Source organism: Stutzerimonas sp. Brlt_14, from assembly GCF_051948915.1.
GTDB lineage: Bacteria > Pseudomonadota > Gammaproteobacteria > Pseudomonadales > Pseudomonadaceae > Stutzerimonas > Stutzerimonas stutzeri.
The window spans coordinates 247338-263756 of record NZ_JAYJLM010000006.1 but is presented as its reverse complement, the minus strand read 5'-3'; the positions used below and the strand labels follow the sequence as shown (position 1 = coordinate 263756).

Sequence of the window (16419 nt, the reverse complement as noted above, 5' to 3'; positions counted from 1 at the left end):
GGTCGAACCAGCCGGCGTCCCGGCATGGTTGCAGTGCTGGCACTTTAATGGCGCCAGACATATGACGGCAATGCCTTTCGTCGACCGCCGCTTACGCCCCGATCGGCGGCGGTTCTGCGTTGTTTGTCGCAGCGGCCGACGGACCTCCCATTCTTGAGCCAGACTCCAATGCATTCGGCAGCGTAGCGAGGAACCGGCCATGACCCTGATGATCCCTTTCCCCGATCGAATACATGCAGGCGAGGCACTGGCCGAGCGGTTGGCGCAGGAAGGCGACTGGACCGATGCCCTGGTGCTGGCGCTGCCGCGCGGTGGTGTGCCGGTGGCGTTCGAGGTGGCGCAACGCCTGGGCCTGGAGCTGGACATTCTGGTGGTACGCAAGCTCGGCACGCCCGGCAATCGCGAGCTGGCCATGGGCGCCATTGCCAGCGGTGGTGTGCGGGTGATGAACGAGGACATCGTGCGCTACGTTCACGCCTCCAGGGCCGAGATCGACGGCACCATCGCTCAGGAGAGCCACGAGTTGCAGCGCCGCGAACAGGCTTATCGCGGTGACCGCCCGCGGCCGGTGGTCGCCGGGCGTGCGGTGATCCTGGTGGATGACGGCCTGGCCACGGGCGCCACCATGCGCGCCGCGGTGAAGGCGGTGCGCCAGCTGGAGCCGTCGAGCATCACCGTGGCGGTGCCGGTGGCAGCTCCGGACAGCGTCGCGCAACTGGAGCCGCTGGCCGACCGCATCATCTGCCTGCACATGCCCCATGACCTCTATGCAATCGGCCGCTGGTACCAGAACTTCGATCAGACCCCGGACCGCCTGGTGGTCGATCTGCTGCAGCGCGCCTGGAGCCGGGGAGGGCAGCCGGCATGAGCCAGTCATCCGCGACCCCGATGCGCTTCACCCTCGGCAAGGCCCGCCTGCACGGCGACCTGTGCGTGCCGGCTGCGGCGCGTGGACTGGTGGTCTTCGTGCACGGCAGCGGCAGCAGCCGGCACAGCCCACGCAACCAGAGCGTGGCGCGCTGCTTCAACGAAATGGGCCTGGCCACCCTGCTGTTCGACCTGTTGACCAAGCACGAGCAACCCATCGACGAGATCACCCGCCAGCTGCGCTTCGACATCCCCTTGCTCAGCCAACGCCTGACGGGCGTGATCGATCAGCTGAGCAGCGATGCACAGCTGCGCGAGCTGCGCATCGGCCTGTTCGGTGCCAGCACCGGTGCGGCCGCGGCCCTCACCACCGCGGCTTCCCGCCCAGCCGACATCGCGGCAGTGGTCTCGCGCGGGGGGCGCGTCGACCTCGCCGAGCCGTCACTGGCACGAGTCCACGCCGCTTCGCTGTTCATCGTCGGCAGCCGCGACCTGGAGGTGCTGGAGCTCAACCGTGCCGCCGCGGCACGACTGCAGTGCGAGCACCAGCTGGTGGTGGTGCCCGGCGCGAGCCACCTGTTCGAGGAGCACGGCACGCTGGAAGAGGTGGCGCGCCTGGCCGGCGACTGGTTCGTGCGGCACCTGGTATAGCCGCACGCCGGTCACCGCCCGATCAGCCGCGGCGGCGCAGCAACGAGAACACCGTCAGCGCGCCCAGCGCCAGGGCGGCGGTGGTCGCCACCGGGTGTTGCGAGGCGCGGGTATACAGGCTGTGCTGCAGTACCACTCCGGGATAGGCGCCATGGGCATGCCCGGCGCCGCCCTGGCTGCTGTCGGCTTCGTGCAGTTGGCCGCGACGGTTGGCATCCGGACGGCCGCTGACGATTGTCGGGGCGATGAAGCGGCGGCGCAGCCAGTCCACCAGGCGCGGCGCATTCTGTTCGAGGCGGCTGAGCAGCTTGCCGTTGCCGATGTAGACGTCGCGCTGTGGGTGTTCGGCCGCATGCAGGATGGCCTGGGCGACCACCTCCGGCGCGTACACCGGCGGTGGGAAGTTCGGTGCGCTCTCCAGCTCGTTCTTCGAGTGATCCATGAATGGCGTATCGGTCGCCACCGGCCGCACCAGCGTCACCGAGACCGGGGCGCGATCCTGTTCCATCTCCAGCCGCAGCACGTCGGTCAGCGCCTTCACCGCGTGCTTGCTGGCGCTGTAGCTGGCGTGGAAGGGCAGCGCCACCACCGACTCCAGGCTGCCTATGTTGATGATCGAGCCGCCACGTGGGCGCAGATGCGCCGCGGCGATGCTGGAGCCATAGAAGGTGCCCCAGAAGTTGGTCTGCATGACGCGCTGGTGATCCTCGTCGCTGACGTCGCCGAGGCGACCCCAGACCGATGATCCGGCGTTGTTGATCCAGGTGTCGAAGCCGCCGAAACGCTCGATCACCTGGTCGGCAGCATGTTGCAGCGGCTCGCGCTCACCGACATCGGCCACCACGTGCATGACCCGTTCGCCGGCGCCCAGCTGTTGTTCGATCTGCGCCAGTGCTTCCTCGTTGCGGGAGATCAGCGCCACGCGGGCGCCCTGCTCGACGGCCATGCGTGCGGTGGCCAGACCGATGCCGCTGGAGCCGCCGGTGATGACGATGACCTGTTGGTTCAGGGGTTTGAGATGCAGCTTCATGGAACCCTCCTGTCGCGCTTTGCAATGGATATGGCATGGCGTATGGAAAAGGGCGCGACGAGGCCGTTCAGTCGGTGTGACGGGCGGTCCGGGTCAGTCGACCAGCCTGCGGGCGAAGGCCTCCAGCGACGCTTCGCCGACCACGTCACCGGGCAAAAGCGGGAGCTCCAGCAGTGGTAGCTGGCCCAGCGCCTGGCGCAGGGTGGCGAGATGCTGTTCTTCCAGGGCGTGGCGTTCGGCGAGAAAGGCGCCGGCATCGGCCGGCGAGCGCTTGTTCACCACCAGCGCGCCGACCGGCGTGCCGGCGCGCTGCAGCTGCGCATGCAGTTCGATGGTTTCCAGCACCGGCAGCCGCTCGGCGGCGAGCACGATGACGAACGCGCACTGCTGCGCATCACCGAGCACCTCGCGCAGCCGGTTGAAGCGCTCGCGGCGACGGTCGAGGATCTGGCGAATACGACTGTCGCGATCCGGCGCAGCCTCGCCATCGCCCTGGCCGAGTATGGACTGGCCGAAGCCGCGATCATCCTGGCCGAGGTTCTTCAACACCTGGCTGAAGCGCGAGCCGCGCTCCTGCCGGCGCAGCAGGCCTTCGGTCCAGGCGCTCATCATTTCCGGCAGCGCCATCAGCCGTGCCGTGTGCCCGGACGGGGCGGTATCGAACACCAGCAGGTCGTAGTCCGCCAGGCCCTGCTCCAGCGTCTCGGCGATGCGTTCGAGCAGCGCCGCCTCGTGCATTCCAGGGGCATCGCGCGACAGCGCCATGTGCTTGTCCACTTCGCCGGCCAGGTGCGCCGGCATCAGCTTGCGCAGGGCGGCGCCGACGTCCTCGAGGTGCTGCTGCACGGTGAGTTCCGGGTCCAGCTCCAGGCCGTCGAGCCCGGCCGCCAGGCGCACCTTCTGCGGGCCCACCGGGCGCTGCCAGAGGTGCCCGAGGTTGTGTGCCGGATCGGTGGAGACCAGCAGCACGCGGCGCCCGGCCCGCGCCTGGGCGAGGGCGGTGGCGGCGGCCACGGTGGTCTTGCCGACGCCACCCTTGCCGCCAAAGAACAGCACGCGACGCTCGGCCGCCAGGTCTAGCAGCATGCGATATGGTCCAGTGGCGAGTGCTCCATTCCCATGCGCCGGTGCCAGTCGTGGAAGCGCTCGTACAGCGCCGGCATCAGCTCCAGGGTGTACCAGGCGGCCGGGTTCGGCACGCCCAGGGTTTCGCTGAACACCAGCAGCATGAACAGGTCGTCCTCGTCGCGCCTGGCCCGGGCGAAGGTTCGCCGATAGGGCGCGACGTAGAACTCGCGCAGCCCCGCGGAAACCTTGCCGAGAATGCTCAGCGGCTCGCTCACGGCTGCGCCTCGAAGGCGCGCTCGGCCGGGTCGCGGCCCTTGCGCATGGCGATGATCGCCTCGAGTGTGACCCACAGTGCGGCGATCAGGATGATCACGTCCATGCCCAGCAGCAGCCAGTTTTCGGCGCGGTAGAACTGGCCCATCTGCACCAGCAGCGCGTAGATCGACATGGCCAGCAGGAACACCAGCGGCACCAGGGTGTACACCGGCGAGCGGCCGAGCTTGATCAGGATGACGGTGATCACCGCCAGGGTCAGGCCGGCCAGCAGCTGGTTGGTGGTACCGAACAGCGGCCAGATGACCATGCCGCCGGTGCCATCGGAGCCGGCGCCGAAGGCCAGCGCCATGCACACGCCGACCGCGATCAGCGTGCCCACCAGGGTGTTGACCTTCATTCCGGCCAGCTCGCCGGCTTCCTGGATGACGAAGCGCTGCAGGCGCAGGCCGGTGTCCATGGTGGTGCCGGCGAAGAGAATCGCCATCACTGCGAGAATGGTCCCGCCAAGCTCGGCAGGCAGGCCCAGACCGTTGGCCAGCAGCGTGCCGCCACCCTGAACGAAGGCGGTGACGCCGCCGCTGCCGAAGGCGGTATAGACCTGCTGCCAGTCGGTCAGGGTGGCGAAGCCGGCGGTGCAGCAGATGATCGCCGCCAGCGAGAGCATGCCTTCGCCCATGGCACCGAAGTAGCCGACGAAGCGGGCGTCGGTTTCCTTGTCCAGCTGCTTGGAGGTGGTGCCGGAGGCCACCAGGCCGTGGAAACCGGAGATCGCGCCGCAGGCGATGGTGACGAACAGCAGCGGCACGATGCTCGGGGTATCGGCCGGCAGCTCCTGGTTGAAGGCCGGCGCCACCAGCTCCGGCGCGCCGAACAGCACCGCCAGGTAGAGCAGGCCGAGGCCGACGAACAGTTGCAGGCCGTTGATGTAGTCGCGCGGCTGCAGCAGCACCCACACCGGCAGCAGCGAGGCGATGGCGGCGTAGACGAACAGCAGCAGGATCCACAGCGACTTGGCCGACAGGCCCATGATCTCGTCCGGCAGCACGATGGGGTACTGGTTGCCGATCAGGATCAGCGCGTAGAGCACGATCACCCCGCCCAGCGAAGGCCAGAGCAACTTCATGTTGTAGCGGTAGATCATCTGGCCGATCACCAGCGCCACCAGGATCGCGCCCCACACCGGGATCACCGAGGTCGGCGTGGACACCAGCAGGTTGGAGATCACCGCGGCAAAGGCACCGTTGACCATCAGCAGCACGAGGAAGATCACCACCAGGAACAGACTGCGCCCGCGCGAGCCGATCAGCCGACCACTGAGCATGCCCACCGACTGGCCGCGGCTGCGGGCGCTGGCCCAGAGCGCACCGAAGTCATGCACACCAGCGAAGAAGATGGTGCCGAAGACCACCCAGGCGAAGGCCGGACCCCAGCCCCAGATCACCGCGATGGCCGGGCCGACGATGGGCGCGGCGCCGGCCACCGAGGTGAAGTGGTGGCCCCAGAGCACGAATTTGTTGGTCGGTACGTAGTCCACGCCGTCGCGCATGGTGTGCGCGGGCGTCCGATAGTTGGGATCGAGCCGGTAGATTCGTTCGGCGATGAACTGGGAGTAGAAGACGTAGCCCAGCGCCATGGCGCCCAGGCCGACCAGCAACAACGCGATTGCACTCATCTGGGGATTCCTCGGCGTGCCGCTCGCCGGCGACACGCAGTCCTGTTTGGCCCTCATGGGGTGATTGTTATGACCGGGCGTCCACGCCGCGGCCTCAGGGGACAGACCAGCGCTCGCCACGGACGTTCCGCCCGCGCGCGAGCGGGCGCGCGGGCAAGCCCAGCGGCAATCTGCTGATACAAGGCTTTTCGCCGCCGCCTGTGGACAGCGGCGAACTCTTGGCCTCGACTTGTTACAAAGATCGGACTGCCATGGAGGATGTGATGACTCAGGCCACACTGCGTCGCGGAGCTGCCGACGCGCTCTTCTGGTTGCTGATCTACACCGCGCTCTGGGCCCTGTTCGCCGCCGGGCAGGGTTGGTTGCTGGGTGCGCCGACGGTGCTGCTGGCGGTCGCCCTGAGCCTCTGGCTTGGGTTGCGGCCGCTGACTATCCGGCTGGCTGCGCTGCCGGCGTTTGTCGGTCTGTTTCTCAAGCACATGTTGCTGGGTGGCTGGGACGTGGCCCTCCGTGCCCTGCGGCCGAGCTGCCCACTGCAGCCGGCGTGGCATCCCTACGCCTTCAGCAGCCGTTCGCCGCGGGTACGCCTGCTGCTGTCGGCGATGGTCGGGCTGCTGCCCGGCACACTGGCTTCGCGTATCGAGGGCGAACGGATGTGGGTGCACGTGCTGGACGAGCGCCAGCCCTGGCAGGCCGCCGTCGATGAGCTGGAGCAACGCCTCGATCAGCTGCTCGCTGCAGGGGATGCGTCGTGATGGCGGTCTTCGCGGCGCTCCTGCTGCTGACCTTGTTGGTCGGGCTTTGGCGCGTGCTGCTCGGACCCGGCCGGGTCGACAGGTTGCTCGCCGTGCAGCTGTTCGGCACCACTGGCACCGCGCTGTTGCTGGTGCTGGCGCAGTGGCAGGGCGCTCCGGCGTTGCGCGATGCGGCGCTGGTGCTGGCACTGCTGGCGGCGATCGTCAGCGCCGCGCTGGTGCAACTGTTGCGGCGCAGTCGCCATGAATGAGCTGCTGAGTGTCTTCAGCTGGCTGCTCTTGGCCGGCGGCCTGCTGTTCTTCTTTGCTGGCAGCGTCGGCCTGCTGCGCTTTCCCGATACCCTGAGCCGGCTGCATGCGCTGACCAAGGCCGATACCCTCGGCCTCGGCCTGGTGGTCGCCGGGCTCGCGGTGCGTGCGACCAGCCTGTTGGAAGTGGCGCAGATGCTGCTGATCTGGCTGCTGGTGCTGGCCTCCGGTGCCACCGCCTGCCAGTTGCTGGCGCGCCAGGCCGGCGAGGAGGGCGAGGATGACTGACTGGCTGCTGGATGCAGTGCTCGGCCTGTTGCTGCTCGGTCTGGCCGGCGGCGCGCTGCATGTGCGCCAGCTGTATGCCGGCGTGTTGCTGTTCATCGCCTTCGGCCTGGTGCTGGCGCTGGTCTGGGCGCGGCTGGGAGCCGCCGACCTGGCGCTGGCCGAAGCCGCCATCGGTGCCGGGTTGACCGGTGTGCTGCTGTTCGCCGCGCTGGCGCGCCAGCCCCGGGCCAGCAGCGAACCGAGTCTGTCGCGCCGCCGGCGCCTGGCTGCGGTGGCGGTGCTGCTGCCGCTCTTGTTGATGGTGTTGCCGCAGCTGGCGCCGCTGGCCGAATTGCAGCCGAGCGTGCCGACGCAGATCGATGCTGCGCTGGCGCAGAGCGGCGTCGAGCATCCGGTGACGGCGGTGCTGCTGAACTTCCGTGCCTGGGACACCTTGCTGGAACTGGCGGTGCTGCTACTGGCGTTGCTTGGCGCGCGCCAGCTCGGCACGCTGCAGCCGCAGCTGAGCGAGCCCTGGCCATTGTTGCGCGCCTGGGGCCGCACCCTCGCGCCGCTGCTGGTGCTCGCCGGTGGCTATGTGCTCTGGCGCGGTGCGGCCTCGCCGGGTGGCGCATTTCAGGCTGGCGCGCTGCTGGCTTCCGGCATCGTCCTGCTGCGCCTGGCGGGTGCGCTGCCGGCGCTGTACTGGAGTTTCTGGCCGCTGCGTCTGCTGGTGCTGATCGGGCTGCTGCTGTTCGTCGGCGTGGCCGCCGCCTGCGCCTGGTTCGGCGATGGCTGGCTGCACTACCCGGTCGGCTGGGCCAAGCCGCTGATCGTCTTCATCGAGGCCACGGCGACGCTATCCATCGCCGCCAGCCTGAGCCTGCTGGTGATCGGCGACGATCCGGAGCCGCAGTCATGAACGCCACGCTGTTCTGGATCGCCATCGGTTTCGCCCTCTGGCTGCTCGGCCTGCATGGTCTGCTGACGCTGCGTCATGCCCTGCGGCGGATCATCGCGATCAACCTGATGGGCAGTGGCGTGTTCCTGGTGATGATTGCCCTGGCGGCGCGTCATGATCCGAGCGACCCGCTGCTGGTGGCGCTGGTGGTCACCGGGCTGGTGGTGGCGGTGAGTGCCACCGCGCTGGCGCTGCGGCTGAGCAGTGCGCTGGCCGCAGCGAAGGAGCACGAGCGATGAACGCCGCGTTGGCCAGCCTGCTGCTGCCCCTGGGCGGCGGCCTGTTGCTGATCCTGCTGCGCCCGGCCCGCGGCGGGCGCTGGGTGATCGCGCTGAGCCTCGGCGCGCTGCTGGCGGCGATCATGGCGCTGCAGGTGGTGCTCGATCATGGCGAACGCAGCCTGTTCATCGGTGGCTGGGAGGCCGGGCTGGCGATTCGTTTCCGCCTGACGCCCCTGGCCGCGCTGTTGCTGGTGTTCACCGCCGGGCTGCACCTGCTGGTGGCGCTGTATGCCGCGCGCATCGCCCATGCCACCGGCAAGGCGGACTACTGGCCGCTGTCCTGCCTGCTGCATGCGGCGCTGGCGGCGCTGTGGCTGTCGGCCGATCTGTTCAACCTCTACGTGACCCTGGAACTGCTCAGTCTGGTGGCCGTGGCGCTGGTGTCGCTGGCCGGGCGTAAAGCTTGGAAGCCGGCGCTGAACTATCTGCTGCTGTCGCTGGCCGGCTCGCTGGCCTACCTGCTCGGTGTGGCGCTGCTCTACGGGCGCTACGGGCTGCTCGATCTGGCCCTGCTGGCGCGCCTGAGCGAGGCCGACGGCGCGACCCGTCTGGCGCTGCTGCTGATGAGCGTGGGGCTGATGCTCAAGGCCGCGCTCTGGCCGTTGCACCTGTGGTTGCCGCCAGCCCACGCCGCGGCGCCGACAGCGGTCAGCGCGCTGCTTTCGGCGCTGGTGGTCAAGGGGCCGCTGTACATCCTCTGGCTGATCTGGAGCGAGATTGCCCCGGCTGAATTCGGCCGCGACGCCGGCCTGCTGTTCGGCACTGCCGGGGTGCTGGCGCTGGTCGCCGGTGGCTGGTCGGCGCTGCGCGCGCCGCGGCTGAAGACGCTGGTGGCCTATTCCACGGTTGCCCAGCTGGGCTATGCGCTGCTGGCCCTCGGCCTGCTGTTGCATCTGCCCGAGCCGCGGCTGCATGCGGCGCTGTGGCTGTTCGTGCTGGCCCATGGGCTGGCCAAGGTGTCGATGTTTCTCGCCGCTGGCGAGTTGCAGACCATTCTCGGCAGCAAGCGGGTCAAGGGCATGAAGGGCGCCAGTCAGAACGTGCCGATCGCCCTGGCCGCGTTCGCCGTGGCCGGCGGCAGCCTGGTGGGCCTGCCGCCCAGCGGCGGCTTTCTGGCCAAATGGTTGCTGCTGCAGCCGCTGTTCGAACAGCCGCAGCACTGGCCGTGGGCGCTGGGCGTGCTGTTCGGCACGCTGATGTCGGCCGCCTACGTATTCCGCGTGGTGGCCCATGGCTTCGATCGCGCGCGGCCCAATTCGCCGAGCATCCATCCCGATCGCCTGGCGCAGTGGCTGGCGCTGCTGCCGGCGTTGCTGGTCTGGGGGTTGGCGCTGATCAGCGAGCCGCTGCTGCTCTGGCTCGGGGGGCTCGGACGATGAACTGGCACGGCCTGCTGCCGCTCGGCATCGTACTCAGCTCGCTATTGCCGGGCCTGGTGATCTTCGCCCTGCGCGAGGACCAGCAGCGCCTGCGGGTCACGCTCAACCTGCTCGGCGTGACGCTCAAGCTGCTGCTGGTCGGCGGCATGCTCTACGGCGTCAGCCAGGGCAGCGAGTATCGTTTCAGTGTGCCGCTGCTGCCAGGCGCACCGCTGGTGCTGCAGGCCGATGCGTTGTCACTGCTGTTCGTCGCGCTGTCCTCGCTGCTCTGGGCGGCGACCACCATCTACGCCATCGGCTACCTGGAAAACTCGCCGCTGCGCTCGCGCTTCTTCGGCTATTTCAGCCTGTGCGTCAGCGCCACCGTGGGCCTGGCGCTGGCGGGCAACCTGGTCAGCTTTCTGCTGTTCTACGAGCTGCTGACCCTGGCCACCTTCCCACTGGTGGTGCACCGCGGCACGCCGGAGTCGCTGACCGCCGGGCGCGTCTACCTGGCCTATACGGTGGGCGGCGGCACGCTGGTGCTGATGGGGGTGGGGCTGCTGCACAGCCTGGCCGGCACGCCGGATTTCCAGGCCGCCGGCTATCTGCTGGAGCAGGTCGACGAGCACGAGGTGCCGCTGCAGGTGGCCTTCGTCCTGCTGATTCTCGGGCTTGGGGTGAAGGCCGCGCTGATCCCGCTGCATGGCTGGCTGCCGCAGGCGATGGTCGCGCCGGCGCCGGTCAGTGCGCTGTTGCATGCGGTGGCGGTGGTGAAGGCGGGGGCGTTCGGTATCGTGCGGGTGGTCTATGACGTCTTTGGTGCCGAAGCGCTGACCCGGCTGGATCTCACCAGGCCGCTGCTCTGGCTGGCCGCGGCCACCATCCTCTACGGCTCGCTGCGCGCCTTGCAGCAGCAGGAGCTGAAGAAGCGCCTGGCCTACTCGACCATCAGTCAGGTGTCCTACGTGACGCTGGGCGTCGCGCTGCTCGGACCGATCGCCGCGGTGGGCGGCCTGGTGCATCTGGTGCATCAGGGGCTGATGAAGGTGACGCTGTTCTATTGTGCGGGCAACTTCGCCGAAACCCTGGGGATTCACCGTATCCGCGAGATGGATGGCGTTGGCCGACGCATGCCCTGGACCATGGCGGCGTTCTCCATCGGTGCGCTGGGCATGATCGGCATTCCGCCAATCGCCGGCTTCATCAGCAAATGGACGCTGGGCCTCGGCGCGCTGGAGGTCGGGCAGGACTGGGTGCTGCTGGTGCTGCTCGGCTCCGCGCTGCTCAACGCCGCCTACTTCCTGCCGCTGCTGTGGCGCGGCTGGTTCGCCGAGCCGGCCGACTGGCACGAGGACCGTTGGGCCGGCGAGCGCTTCGAGACTCACTGGATGCTGCTGCTACCGCCCCTGCTCACCGCGCTGCTGTCGCTGCTGGTCGGGTTGCTGGCCGCCACGGCGCTCAGCCCGCTGGGCTGGAGCCAGTTGATCGTCGAGCGGGAGTTCGCCATATGAATGCCTGGCTGTGGTTGCTGGTGCCATTCGCGCCGTTGCTCGGCGGCGTGCTGCTGCTGTGCCTGCGTGAACGCAGCCTGCCGTGGTTGTGGCTGGCCTGCGTGCCGGCGTTGCTGGTGGCGCTGCAGCCCCCGGCGGCGCTCGAACTGCCCTGGCTGTGGGAAGGCGTACGCTGGGGCGGCAGCGATTCGCTGACCCGCGCCTGGCTGGGTTTTTCCGCATTGCTCTGGGGCTGCGCAGCAGTTTTCGCCAACAGCAGCCTGAGCCGGGACCCGCGTCGGTTGCGCTTTTGGGCGTTCTGGCAGCTCGCTCTGGCCGGCAACCTGTTACTGATCATCGCCACCGACGCGCTGAGTTTCTACCTCGGCTTCAGTGCCATGAGCCTGTCCGCCTACGGGATGATCGTCCACCGTGGCGGCCCGGGACCGCGGCGCGCCGGCCGGCTGTATCTGCAGCTGGCGATCTGTGGTGAGATGCTGCTGCTCGCCGGTCTGCTGTTGCGCACCCATTCCACCGGCCAGGCCTTCGACTTCGCCAGCTGGCAGGCACAACCGATCGATCATCTGACCCTGGCCCTGCTGCTGCTCGGCCTCGGCCTGAAGGCCGGCTTCTGGCCGCTGCACGTCTGGCTGCCGCTGGCCCACCCCGAGGCGCCGGCGCCGGCCAGCGCGGTGCTCTCCGGGGCGATGCTCAAGGCCGGCATCCTCGGCATCTGGCGCTGCGTGCCGGAGACCGACCCGACGCTGACCGCCTGGAGCATGCCGCTGCTTCTGATCGGCCTGTTCGGTGCGCTCTATGCCGCGGCGCTGGGACTCTGTGCCGGCAAGTCCAAGGCTGTGCTGGCCTGGTCGTCGGTGAGCCAGATGGGCTGGCTGCTGATGGTCCTGGCGCTGGCCTGGAGCCTCGAGGCGCCGTCCCCCGCGCTGCTCACGCTGCTGGTGCTGTTCGGCGTACATCACGGGCTGGCCAAGGGTGCGCTGTTCCTGGCCGCCGGGATGGTGCACGAGGGGCGCCTGCCACGCCCGGGCTGGCTGCTGCTGGTCCTGCCGGCGCTGGCGATCATGGGGGCGCCGCTGACCAGCGGGGCGGCGGTGAAATACCTGTTCAAGGACGCCCTGCACGACAGCCTTTTCGCCGCCTGGGCGCCCTGGCTGACGCTGGCCAGCTTCGCCACCGCGCTGTTGCTGTTGCGCGCGCTCTGGCTGATGTGGCGCGACCAGCAACATGCCAGCGCACCACCGGCGGCCGGGCAATGGCTGCCCTGGGCGCTGCTCAGCCTGGCGTCGGTGGCGCTGCCTTGGCTGTGGTCGGCCCTGCGCGAGCCGTTGCTGGCGGGGTTGTATCCGGCCGGCCTGTGGGCAGCGCTGTGGCCATTGCTGCTGGCCGTCGTGCTGGCGGGGCTGGCCCGGCAGCGCCACTGGCGTGTGCCGGCGCGCCTGGCCCGGCTGCCGAATCCGGCACTGTTGGCTTCGCTGGCGCTGACCCGGCTGCTGCGGCAGCCGCCATTGCCCGAGCCGTCGGTCCGCCTCGATGGGAGCCGCTGGCGACAGCGTGAACGGCGCTGGAATCGCCGCTGGGAAGGCGGCGCGCTGACCCTCAGCGCCTGGCTGCTGGTGCTGTTGCTCTGGCTGGGCTGGTGGTGGTGATCAGGGCAACGCCTTGTCGGCGTAGGGGCGGGTATCCAGGCCCAGCTGGGCGCGGAAGCTTTCCATGTCGAACATGGTGCAGATCTCCTGCACCTGCTGCGTCGGGGTGATGGACCAGAACGCCATGGCGGAGATGCTCAGCACCTTGTCGCTGGGCGGGTAGCCGAACGCCGCATGCTCGATGGTGCCGATCAGCGTGCTCCAGGTGACCACCCGGTTGCCTTCGGCGATGCATTCTTCGACCACCACTTCCAGCTCCGGCATGGCGTGACGGATCTGTCGGACCATGTCGAGAAACTCGGCACTGACCAGCGGCCGGCCGATAAAGGAGCTCTTGTAGAGAAAATCCTTGCTGTGCAGATGCTCGGCGAGCGCCAGGTGCCCGCGGTTCCAGGTCAGGTCGATGTGCTGACGGACGAGTTTCTTGCGGTCATCCAGTGACATGCGCGTTCCATGAGGCTGCAGGTGGCTCGGTAGCGAACTCTAGCAGCGGCCGGGACGCAACGGGAGTGCCGTTCGTTCAGTCGGCGCGCAGCCGTACCTGGAAAGCCGCGCCGCCCAGGGGCGACTCGCCCAGGCTGAGTTCGCCGCCGTAGCTGTCGAGAATGTCCTTGACCACGGCCAGGCCGATGCCCTGGCCGGGATGCTGGGCGTCGAGGCGTTCGCCGCGACGGATGATCCGTGCGCGCTGGTCCACCGGCACGCCGGGGCCGTCGTCCTCGATGCCCAGCAGCAGGTCGCCGTCATGCGTACGGGCGCTGATGCGAATCTGTCCAAGGCACAGCCGGTAGGCGTTTTCCAGCAGGTTGCCGAGCAGCTCCATCAGCGCGCCCTGTTCCATCGGTACGACACAGGGCTCGACCAGCTGCACGTCGATCTGCACGCGCTTGTCGCGATAGACCTTGTCCAGCGTGCTGCACAGGCTGTCGAGCAACGGCCGCAGTTCGACCCGGTGGCGCACCAGGCCGCTCTTGCCGAGGCTGGCACGCTGCAGCTGATAGCCGATCTGCTGGCTCATGCGCTCGATCTGCGCCTGCATCACCTGCGCCTGCTCGCGGCTCTGGCTCTGCGCCGAGAGCGTCTCGCCGACGCCCTGCAGCACGCTGAGCGGGGTTTTCAGGCTGTGCGCCAGATCGCCCAGGGAGTTGCGGTACTGCTCGCGCTGGCGACGCTCGCTGTCCAGCAGGCGGTTCAGCGAGCGGGTCAGGCGCAGCAGTTCGCGCGGGTGGTCGTCGCTCAGTCGCTCGCGCTGCCCGGCTTCGACCTGGTCGAGTTCGGCGCTGACCCGCTTGAGCGTGCGAAAGCCCCAGGTCAGGCCTAGCCAGAGCAGCGCCAGCAGCACCAGCAGACCGCTGCCCAGCCAGAGATAGAGCTGTCGGCGAAATTCCTCGAACAGGCTGAGGTATTCGCTGGTTGGCTGCATGGTGACGAAGCTGAAGGCGTTGTCGCGGCTACCGGCCAGGTGCAGTTCCACGTCGTAGACGAAGTACTCCACACCATCGGCATCGCGCACCCGCAGGAATTCGGTGGCGCCACCCTCATAGCGCGGACGGTAGTCGATGCGCTCGTCGGCAGCCGAGCGGGAATGCCAGATCAGCTCGCCGCGGCGGTCGTAGATGAAGCCGAGCAGCTGTGCATCCGGCAGGTCGAACTCCTCGTCCGGCAACCGCTCGGGCATCTGCAGCCGGCCGCCTTCGACCTGGGCGGCGGTGATCAGGGTGCTGGCATCGGCCGCCAGGCGCTGTTCGATGACCTTCTCGAAGGTCAGGCTGAAGGCGCCCTGCAGTGCGGGCAGCAGTGCCAGCATGAACAGCGCGGCCAGGCTCGCGGCGCCGAGCATCAGCCGCAGGCGCAGCGACATCGCGCCGGTCAGGCGGGTTCGCACGCGCGCCTGCAGCCGGCGCCAGCGTCGGCTCATCGGCAGCGCTCGGTGAACAGATAGCCGAGGCCGCGTACGGTTTCGATGGGTTTCATCGCGCACTGCGCCTCGAGCTTGCGACGTAGCCGTCCGACCAGCACCTCGATCACGTTTGGATCGCGCTCCTCGTCGCCGCTGTAGAGCTGTTCCATCAGCCGCTCCTTGGCCACCACCTGCTGCTGATGACGCATCAGGTACTCGAGGATGCGGTATTCGTAGGCGGTCAGCGCCAGCGGCTCGCCGTTGGCCGTGGCCTGTTTGCGGTTGAGGTCCAGCAGCAGCGGGCCGGCTTCGATGGTGGCCTGGGTGAAGCCGCTGGAACGGCGCAGCAGGGCGTTCAGCCGGGCTTCCAGTTCCTCGAACTGGAACGGCTTGACCACATAGTCATCGGCGCCGGCCGCCAGCCCCTCGACCTTGTCCTGCCAGTTGCCGCGGGCCGTGAGGATCAGGATCGGAAAGGTCTTGCCGCGGCTGCGCAGCTGGCGGATCAGATCCAGCCCGCTGATGCCCGGCAGGCCGAGGTCGATGACGGCAAGGTCATGATTGAATTCGTGGGTCTGATACAGCGCTTCTTCGGCATTGGGCACGGCATCGACGATATGCCCGCTTTCACCGAGCCGCGTCTGCAAGTGGTGACGCAGCAGCGCCTCGTCTTCCACCACCAGCACTTTCATGTTTTGTGCTCCCAGTGCAAAAAACGGCCGGGTTTGTCCCGGCCGTCGTTCGACATTCTGTCAGCGAAACGCCATCAGAAGTGATAGTTCAGACCCAGGTAGGCCTGCTTGCTGCTGTGCACGTCGATCGAGCCCAGCTTGCCGACCCCACGCTCGGAGACCTCGGTACCGGCGTTGCTGCGCAGGTAGCGGTAACCGGCTTCCACCGAGGTGTTGTCGCCGAGCTTCTGCAGGATACCGGCCTGCAGGCCGACCAGGTAGCCGATGTCGGTGTCACGGCTGTAGCCCTTGGACTCGTTCTCCAGCTTGGTCAGACCGGCGCTGGCACCGCCGAACAGGCGGGTGGTGTCGCCCAGCGGGACGAACATGTCGTAGCTGCCGATCAGGTTCTGCTGACGCAGCTTGAGGCTGCTGCCGTAGTCGTCCGAAACGTTCTCGTAGGTCATGTAGTAGCGGCCTTCGTCGGTCATCTGACCGGCGCGCACGCCCCAGGTGCCGCTGTTCTTGATCACGTCATCGAAGCGGTTCTTGCCGTCCATGTTCTGCTTCAGCGAGCTGGAACGGTCGGTATTGACGGTGCTTTCGCCCCAGGTGAAACCGGCGAAGTTCTCGGCGGCATGGGTGCCGAGGCTGAAGATGCCGAAGGTGGTGGCGATGGCCAGGGTGCTGAGTTTTTTCATCGGTGACTCCTTTTCAGGCAGCGGGATACTGACGGCCCCTAGCCTGAACGGGTATCACTGAACCCAGACTGAACCTTGCCTGAACCTGCGCTGAACGGATGCCCCATGGGCTGCCATTGGTCGGTCGCGACCTTCAGGCCAGCTGTTGCGGCTGGTCCGGATCGGGCTCTTCGTCGCTGTCGCCGCCGCGCGGCGGATAGCGCTCGAGCAGCGTCGGCTGCTCCTGATCATCGATCCACCACTGCAGTTCGGCCTCCACGGCGGTATCGGCGGCGATGCCGAGCCGGTTGCGCAGCGGGCACTGTTCGCTTTCGCCGGCAGTCAGGCTGCCGCTCTGGGTGGTCTGGCCCGTGCCGGCGGTGCCACTGGAGCGGACCTTGAGACGGTAGCGGACCTGCTGGCCGCTGCCCTTGAAGCATAGCGAGAGCGTCAGTCGTTGCTCGGCGGCGGCGGGCTGCAGGTCGAGGCGGACCTGCACCGGGGCGTCGGTTGTCGCGGCGGCGGCGGCCGCCAGCAGCCAGGGGGCGAGGGTCATGACGAGCATCCTTGTGG

19 protein-coding genes are annotated in these 16419 nt (G+C 68.3%); 10 read left to right on the top strand and 9 right to left on the bottom strand.

What is annotated here, in order from left to right; all coding sequences use genetic code 11:
• Positions 1 to 199 precede the first annotated feature (199 nt).
• The gene (locus tag VF716_RS16450) at positions 200 to 868 is read left to right on the top strand and encodes a phosphoribosyltransferase (RefSeq protein WP_013981514.1); all 669 of its coding nucleotides are present in this window, start codon (positions 200 to 202) and stop codon (positions 866 to 868) included.
• Entirely contained in the window at positions 865 to 1518 is a 654-nt protein-coding gene (locus VF716_RS16445) for a dienelactone hydrolase family protein (RefSeq protein ID WP_013981515.1), read from the top strand. The genes VF716_RS16450 and VF716_RS16445 overlap by 4 nt, the downstream gene beginning before the upstream one ends.
• Positions 1519 to 1540: 22 nt before the next feature.
• Here VF716_RS16445 and VF716_RS16440 read toward each other — a convergent pair whose 3' ends face one another.
• The 4 genes from VF716_RS16440 to VF716_RS16425 all read right to left on the bottom strand — a co-directional run bounded on the left by VF716_RS16440 (position 1541) and on the right by VF716_RS16425 (position 5564).
• Complete coding sequence (locus VF716_RS16440) at positions 1541 to 2548, bottom strand: SDR family oxidoreductase (protein ID WP_049325267.1); 1008 nt, start codon at positions 2546 to 2548, stop codon at positions 1541 to 1543.
• Between the two features lie 93 nt (positions 2549 to 2641).
• Positions 2642 to 3634, bottom strand: a complete 993-nt coding sequence (locus VF716_RS16435; protein WP_440552801.1) for an ArsA family ATPase — start codon at positions 3632 to 3634, stop codon at positions 2642 to 2644.
• A complete protein-coding gene (locus VF716_RS16430; RefSeq protein WP_013981518.1) occupies positions 3625 to 3891 on the bottom strand; it encodes a cory-CC-star protein in 267 nt (88 codons plus the stop codon). The genes VF716_RS16435 and VF716_RS16430 overlap by 10 nt, the downstream gene beginning before the upstream one ends.
• Positions 3888 to 5564 carry a carbon starvation CstA family protein gene (locus tag VF716_RS16425; RefSeq protein WP_013981519.1) on the bottom strand — a complete coding sequence of 559 codons (1677 nt, stop codon included), beginning with the start codon at positions 5562 to 5564 and terminating at the stop codon, positions 3888 to 3890. The genes VF716_RS16430 and VF716_RS16425 overlap by 4 nt, the downstream gene beginning before the upstream one ends.
• Before the next feature lie 263 nt (positions 5565 to 5827).
• On the opposite strand from VF716_RS16425, the gene VF716_RS16420 reads away from it, so the two are divergent.
• The 8 genes from VF716_RS16420 to VF716_RS16385 are packed head-to-tail and all read left to right on the top strand — an operon-like array spanning position 5828 to position 12595.
• Entirely contained in the window at positions 5828 to 6319 is a 492-nt protein-coding gene (locus VF716_RS16420; RefSeq protein WP_440552800.1) for a Na+/H+ antiporter subunit E, read from the top strand.
• Positions 6319 to 6570: a monovalent cation/H+ antiporter complex subunit F gene (locus tag VF716_RS16415; RefSeq protein WP_063539478.1), complete on the top strand. Its 252-nt coding sequence runs from the start codon at positions 6319 to 6321 to the stop codon at positions 6568 to 6570. Before VF716_RS16420 ends, VF716_RS16415 begins: the two co-directional genes overlap by 1 nt.
• Complete coding sequence (locus VF716_RS16410; RefSeq protein ID WP_125868687.1) at positions 6563 to 6856, top strand: cation:proton antiporter; 294 nt, start codon at positions 6563 to 6565, stop codon at positions 6854 to 6856. The genes VF716_RS16415 and VF716_RS16410 overlap by 8 nt, the downstream gene beginning before the upstream one ends.
• Complete coding sequence (locus VF716_RS16405; protein WP_125920636.1) at positions 6849 to 7757, top strand: Na(+)/H(+) antiporter subunit B; 909 nt, start codon at positions 6849 to 6851, stop codon at positions 7755 to 7757. The genes VF716_RS16410 and VF716_RS16405 overlap by 8 nt, the downstream gene beginning before the upstream one ends.
• Complete coding sequence (locus VF716_RS16400; protein WP_013981524.1) at positions 7754 to 8035, top strand: NADH-quinone oxidoreductase subunit K; 282 nt, start codon at positions 7754 to 7756, stop codon at positions 8033 to 8035. The genes VF716_RS16405 and VF716_RS16400 overlap by 4 nt, the downstream gene beginning before the upstream one ends.
• Positions 8032 to 9456, top strand: coding sequence for a complex I subunit 5 family protein (locus VF716_RS16395; RefSeq protein WP_440552799.1), 1425 nt, complete (start codon positions 8032 to 8034; stop codon positions 9454 to 9456). The genes VF716_RS16400 and VF716_RS16395 overlap by 4 nt, the downstream gene beginning before the upstream one ends.
• Positions 9453 to 10949, top strand: a complete 1497-nt coding sequence (locus tag VF716_RS16390; RefSeq protein WP_011911620.1) for a complex I subunit 5 family protein — start codon at positions 9453 to 9455, stop codon at positions 10947 to 10949. Before VF716_RS16395 ends, VF716_RS16390 begins: the two co-directional genes overlap by 4 nt.
• Positions 10946 to 12595, top strand: a complete 1650-nt coding sequence (locus VF716_RS16385; protein WP_111481896.1) for a complex I subunit 5 family protein — start codon at positions 10946 to 10948, stop codon at positions 12593 to 12595. The genes VF716_RS16390 and VF716_RS16385 overlap by 4 nt, the downstream gene beginning before the upstream one ends.
• Here the strand turns inward: VF716_RS16385 and VF716_RS16380 are convergent, their stop codons facing one another.
• From VF716_RS16380 to VF716_RS16360, 5 genes are all read right to left on the bottom strand, one after another.
• Entirely contained in the window at positions 12596 to 13039 is a 444-nt protein-coding gene (locus tag VF716_RS16380; RefSeq protein ID WP_014595610.1) for a ketosteroid isomerase-related protein, read from the bottom strand.
• A 76-nt stretch (positions 13040 to 13115) separates the two neighbouring features.
• Positions 13116 to 14513: an ATP-binding protein gene (locus VF716_RS16375; protein ID WP_013981527.1), complete on the bottom strand. Its 1398-nt coding sequence runs from the start codon at positions 14511 to 14513 to the stop codon at positions 13116 to 13118.
• A complete protein-coding gene (locus VF716_RS16370) occupies positions 14510 to 15187 on the bottom strand; it encodes a response regulator (protein ID WP_011911625.1) in 678 nt (225 codons plus the stop codon). Before VF716_RS16370 ends, VF716_RS16375 begins: the two co-directional genes overlap by 4 nt.
• 74 nt (positions 15188 to 15261) lie before the next feature.
• Positions 15262 to 15867 (bottom strand): outer membrane beta-barrel protein, encoded by a 606-nt coding sequence (locus tag VF716_RS16365; RefSeq protein ID WP_013981528.1) that lies wholly within the window; start codon positions 15865 to 15867, stop codon positions 15262 to 15264.
• 133 nt (positions 15868 to 16000) lie between these two features.
• Entirely contained in the window at positions 16001 to 16411 is a 411-nt protein-coding gene (locus VF716_RS16360; RefSeq protein ID WP_014595611.1) for a hypothetical protein, read from the bottom strand.
• Positions 16412 to 16419: the final 8 nt, after the last annotated feature.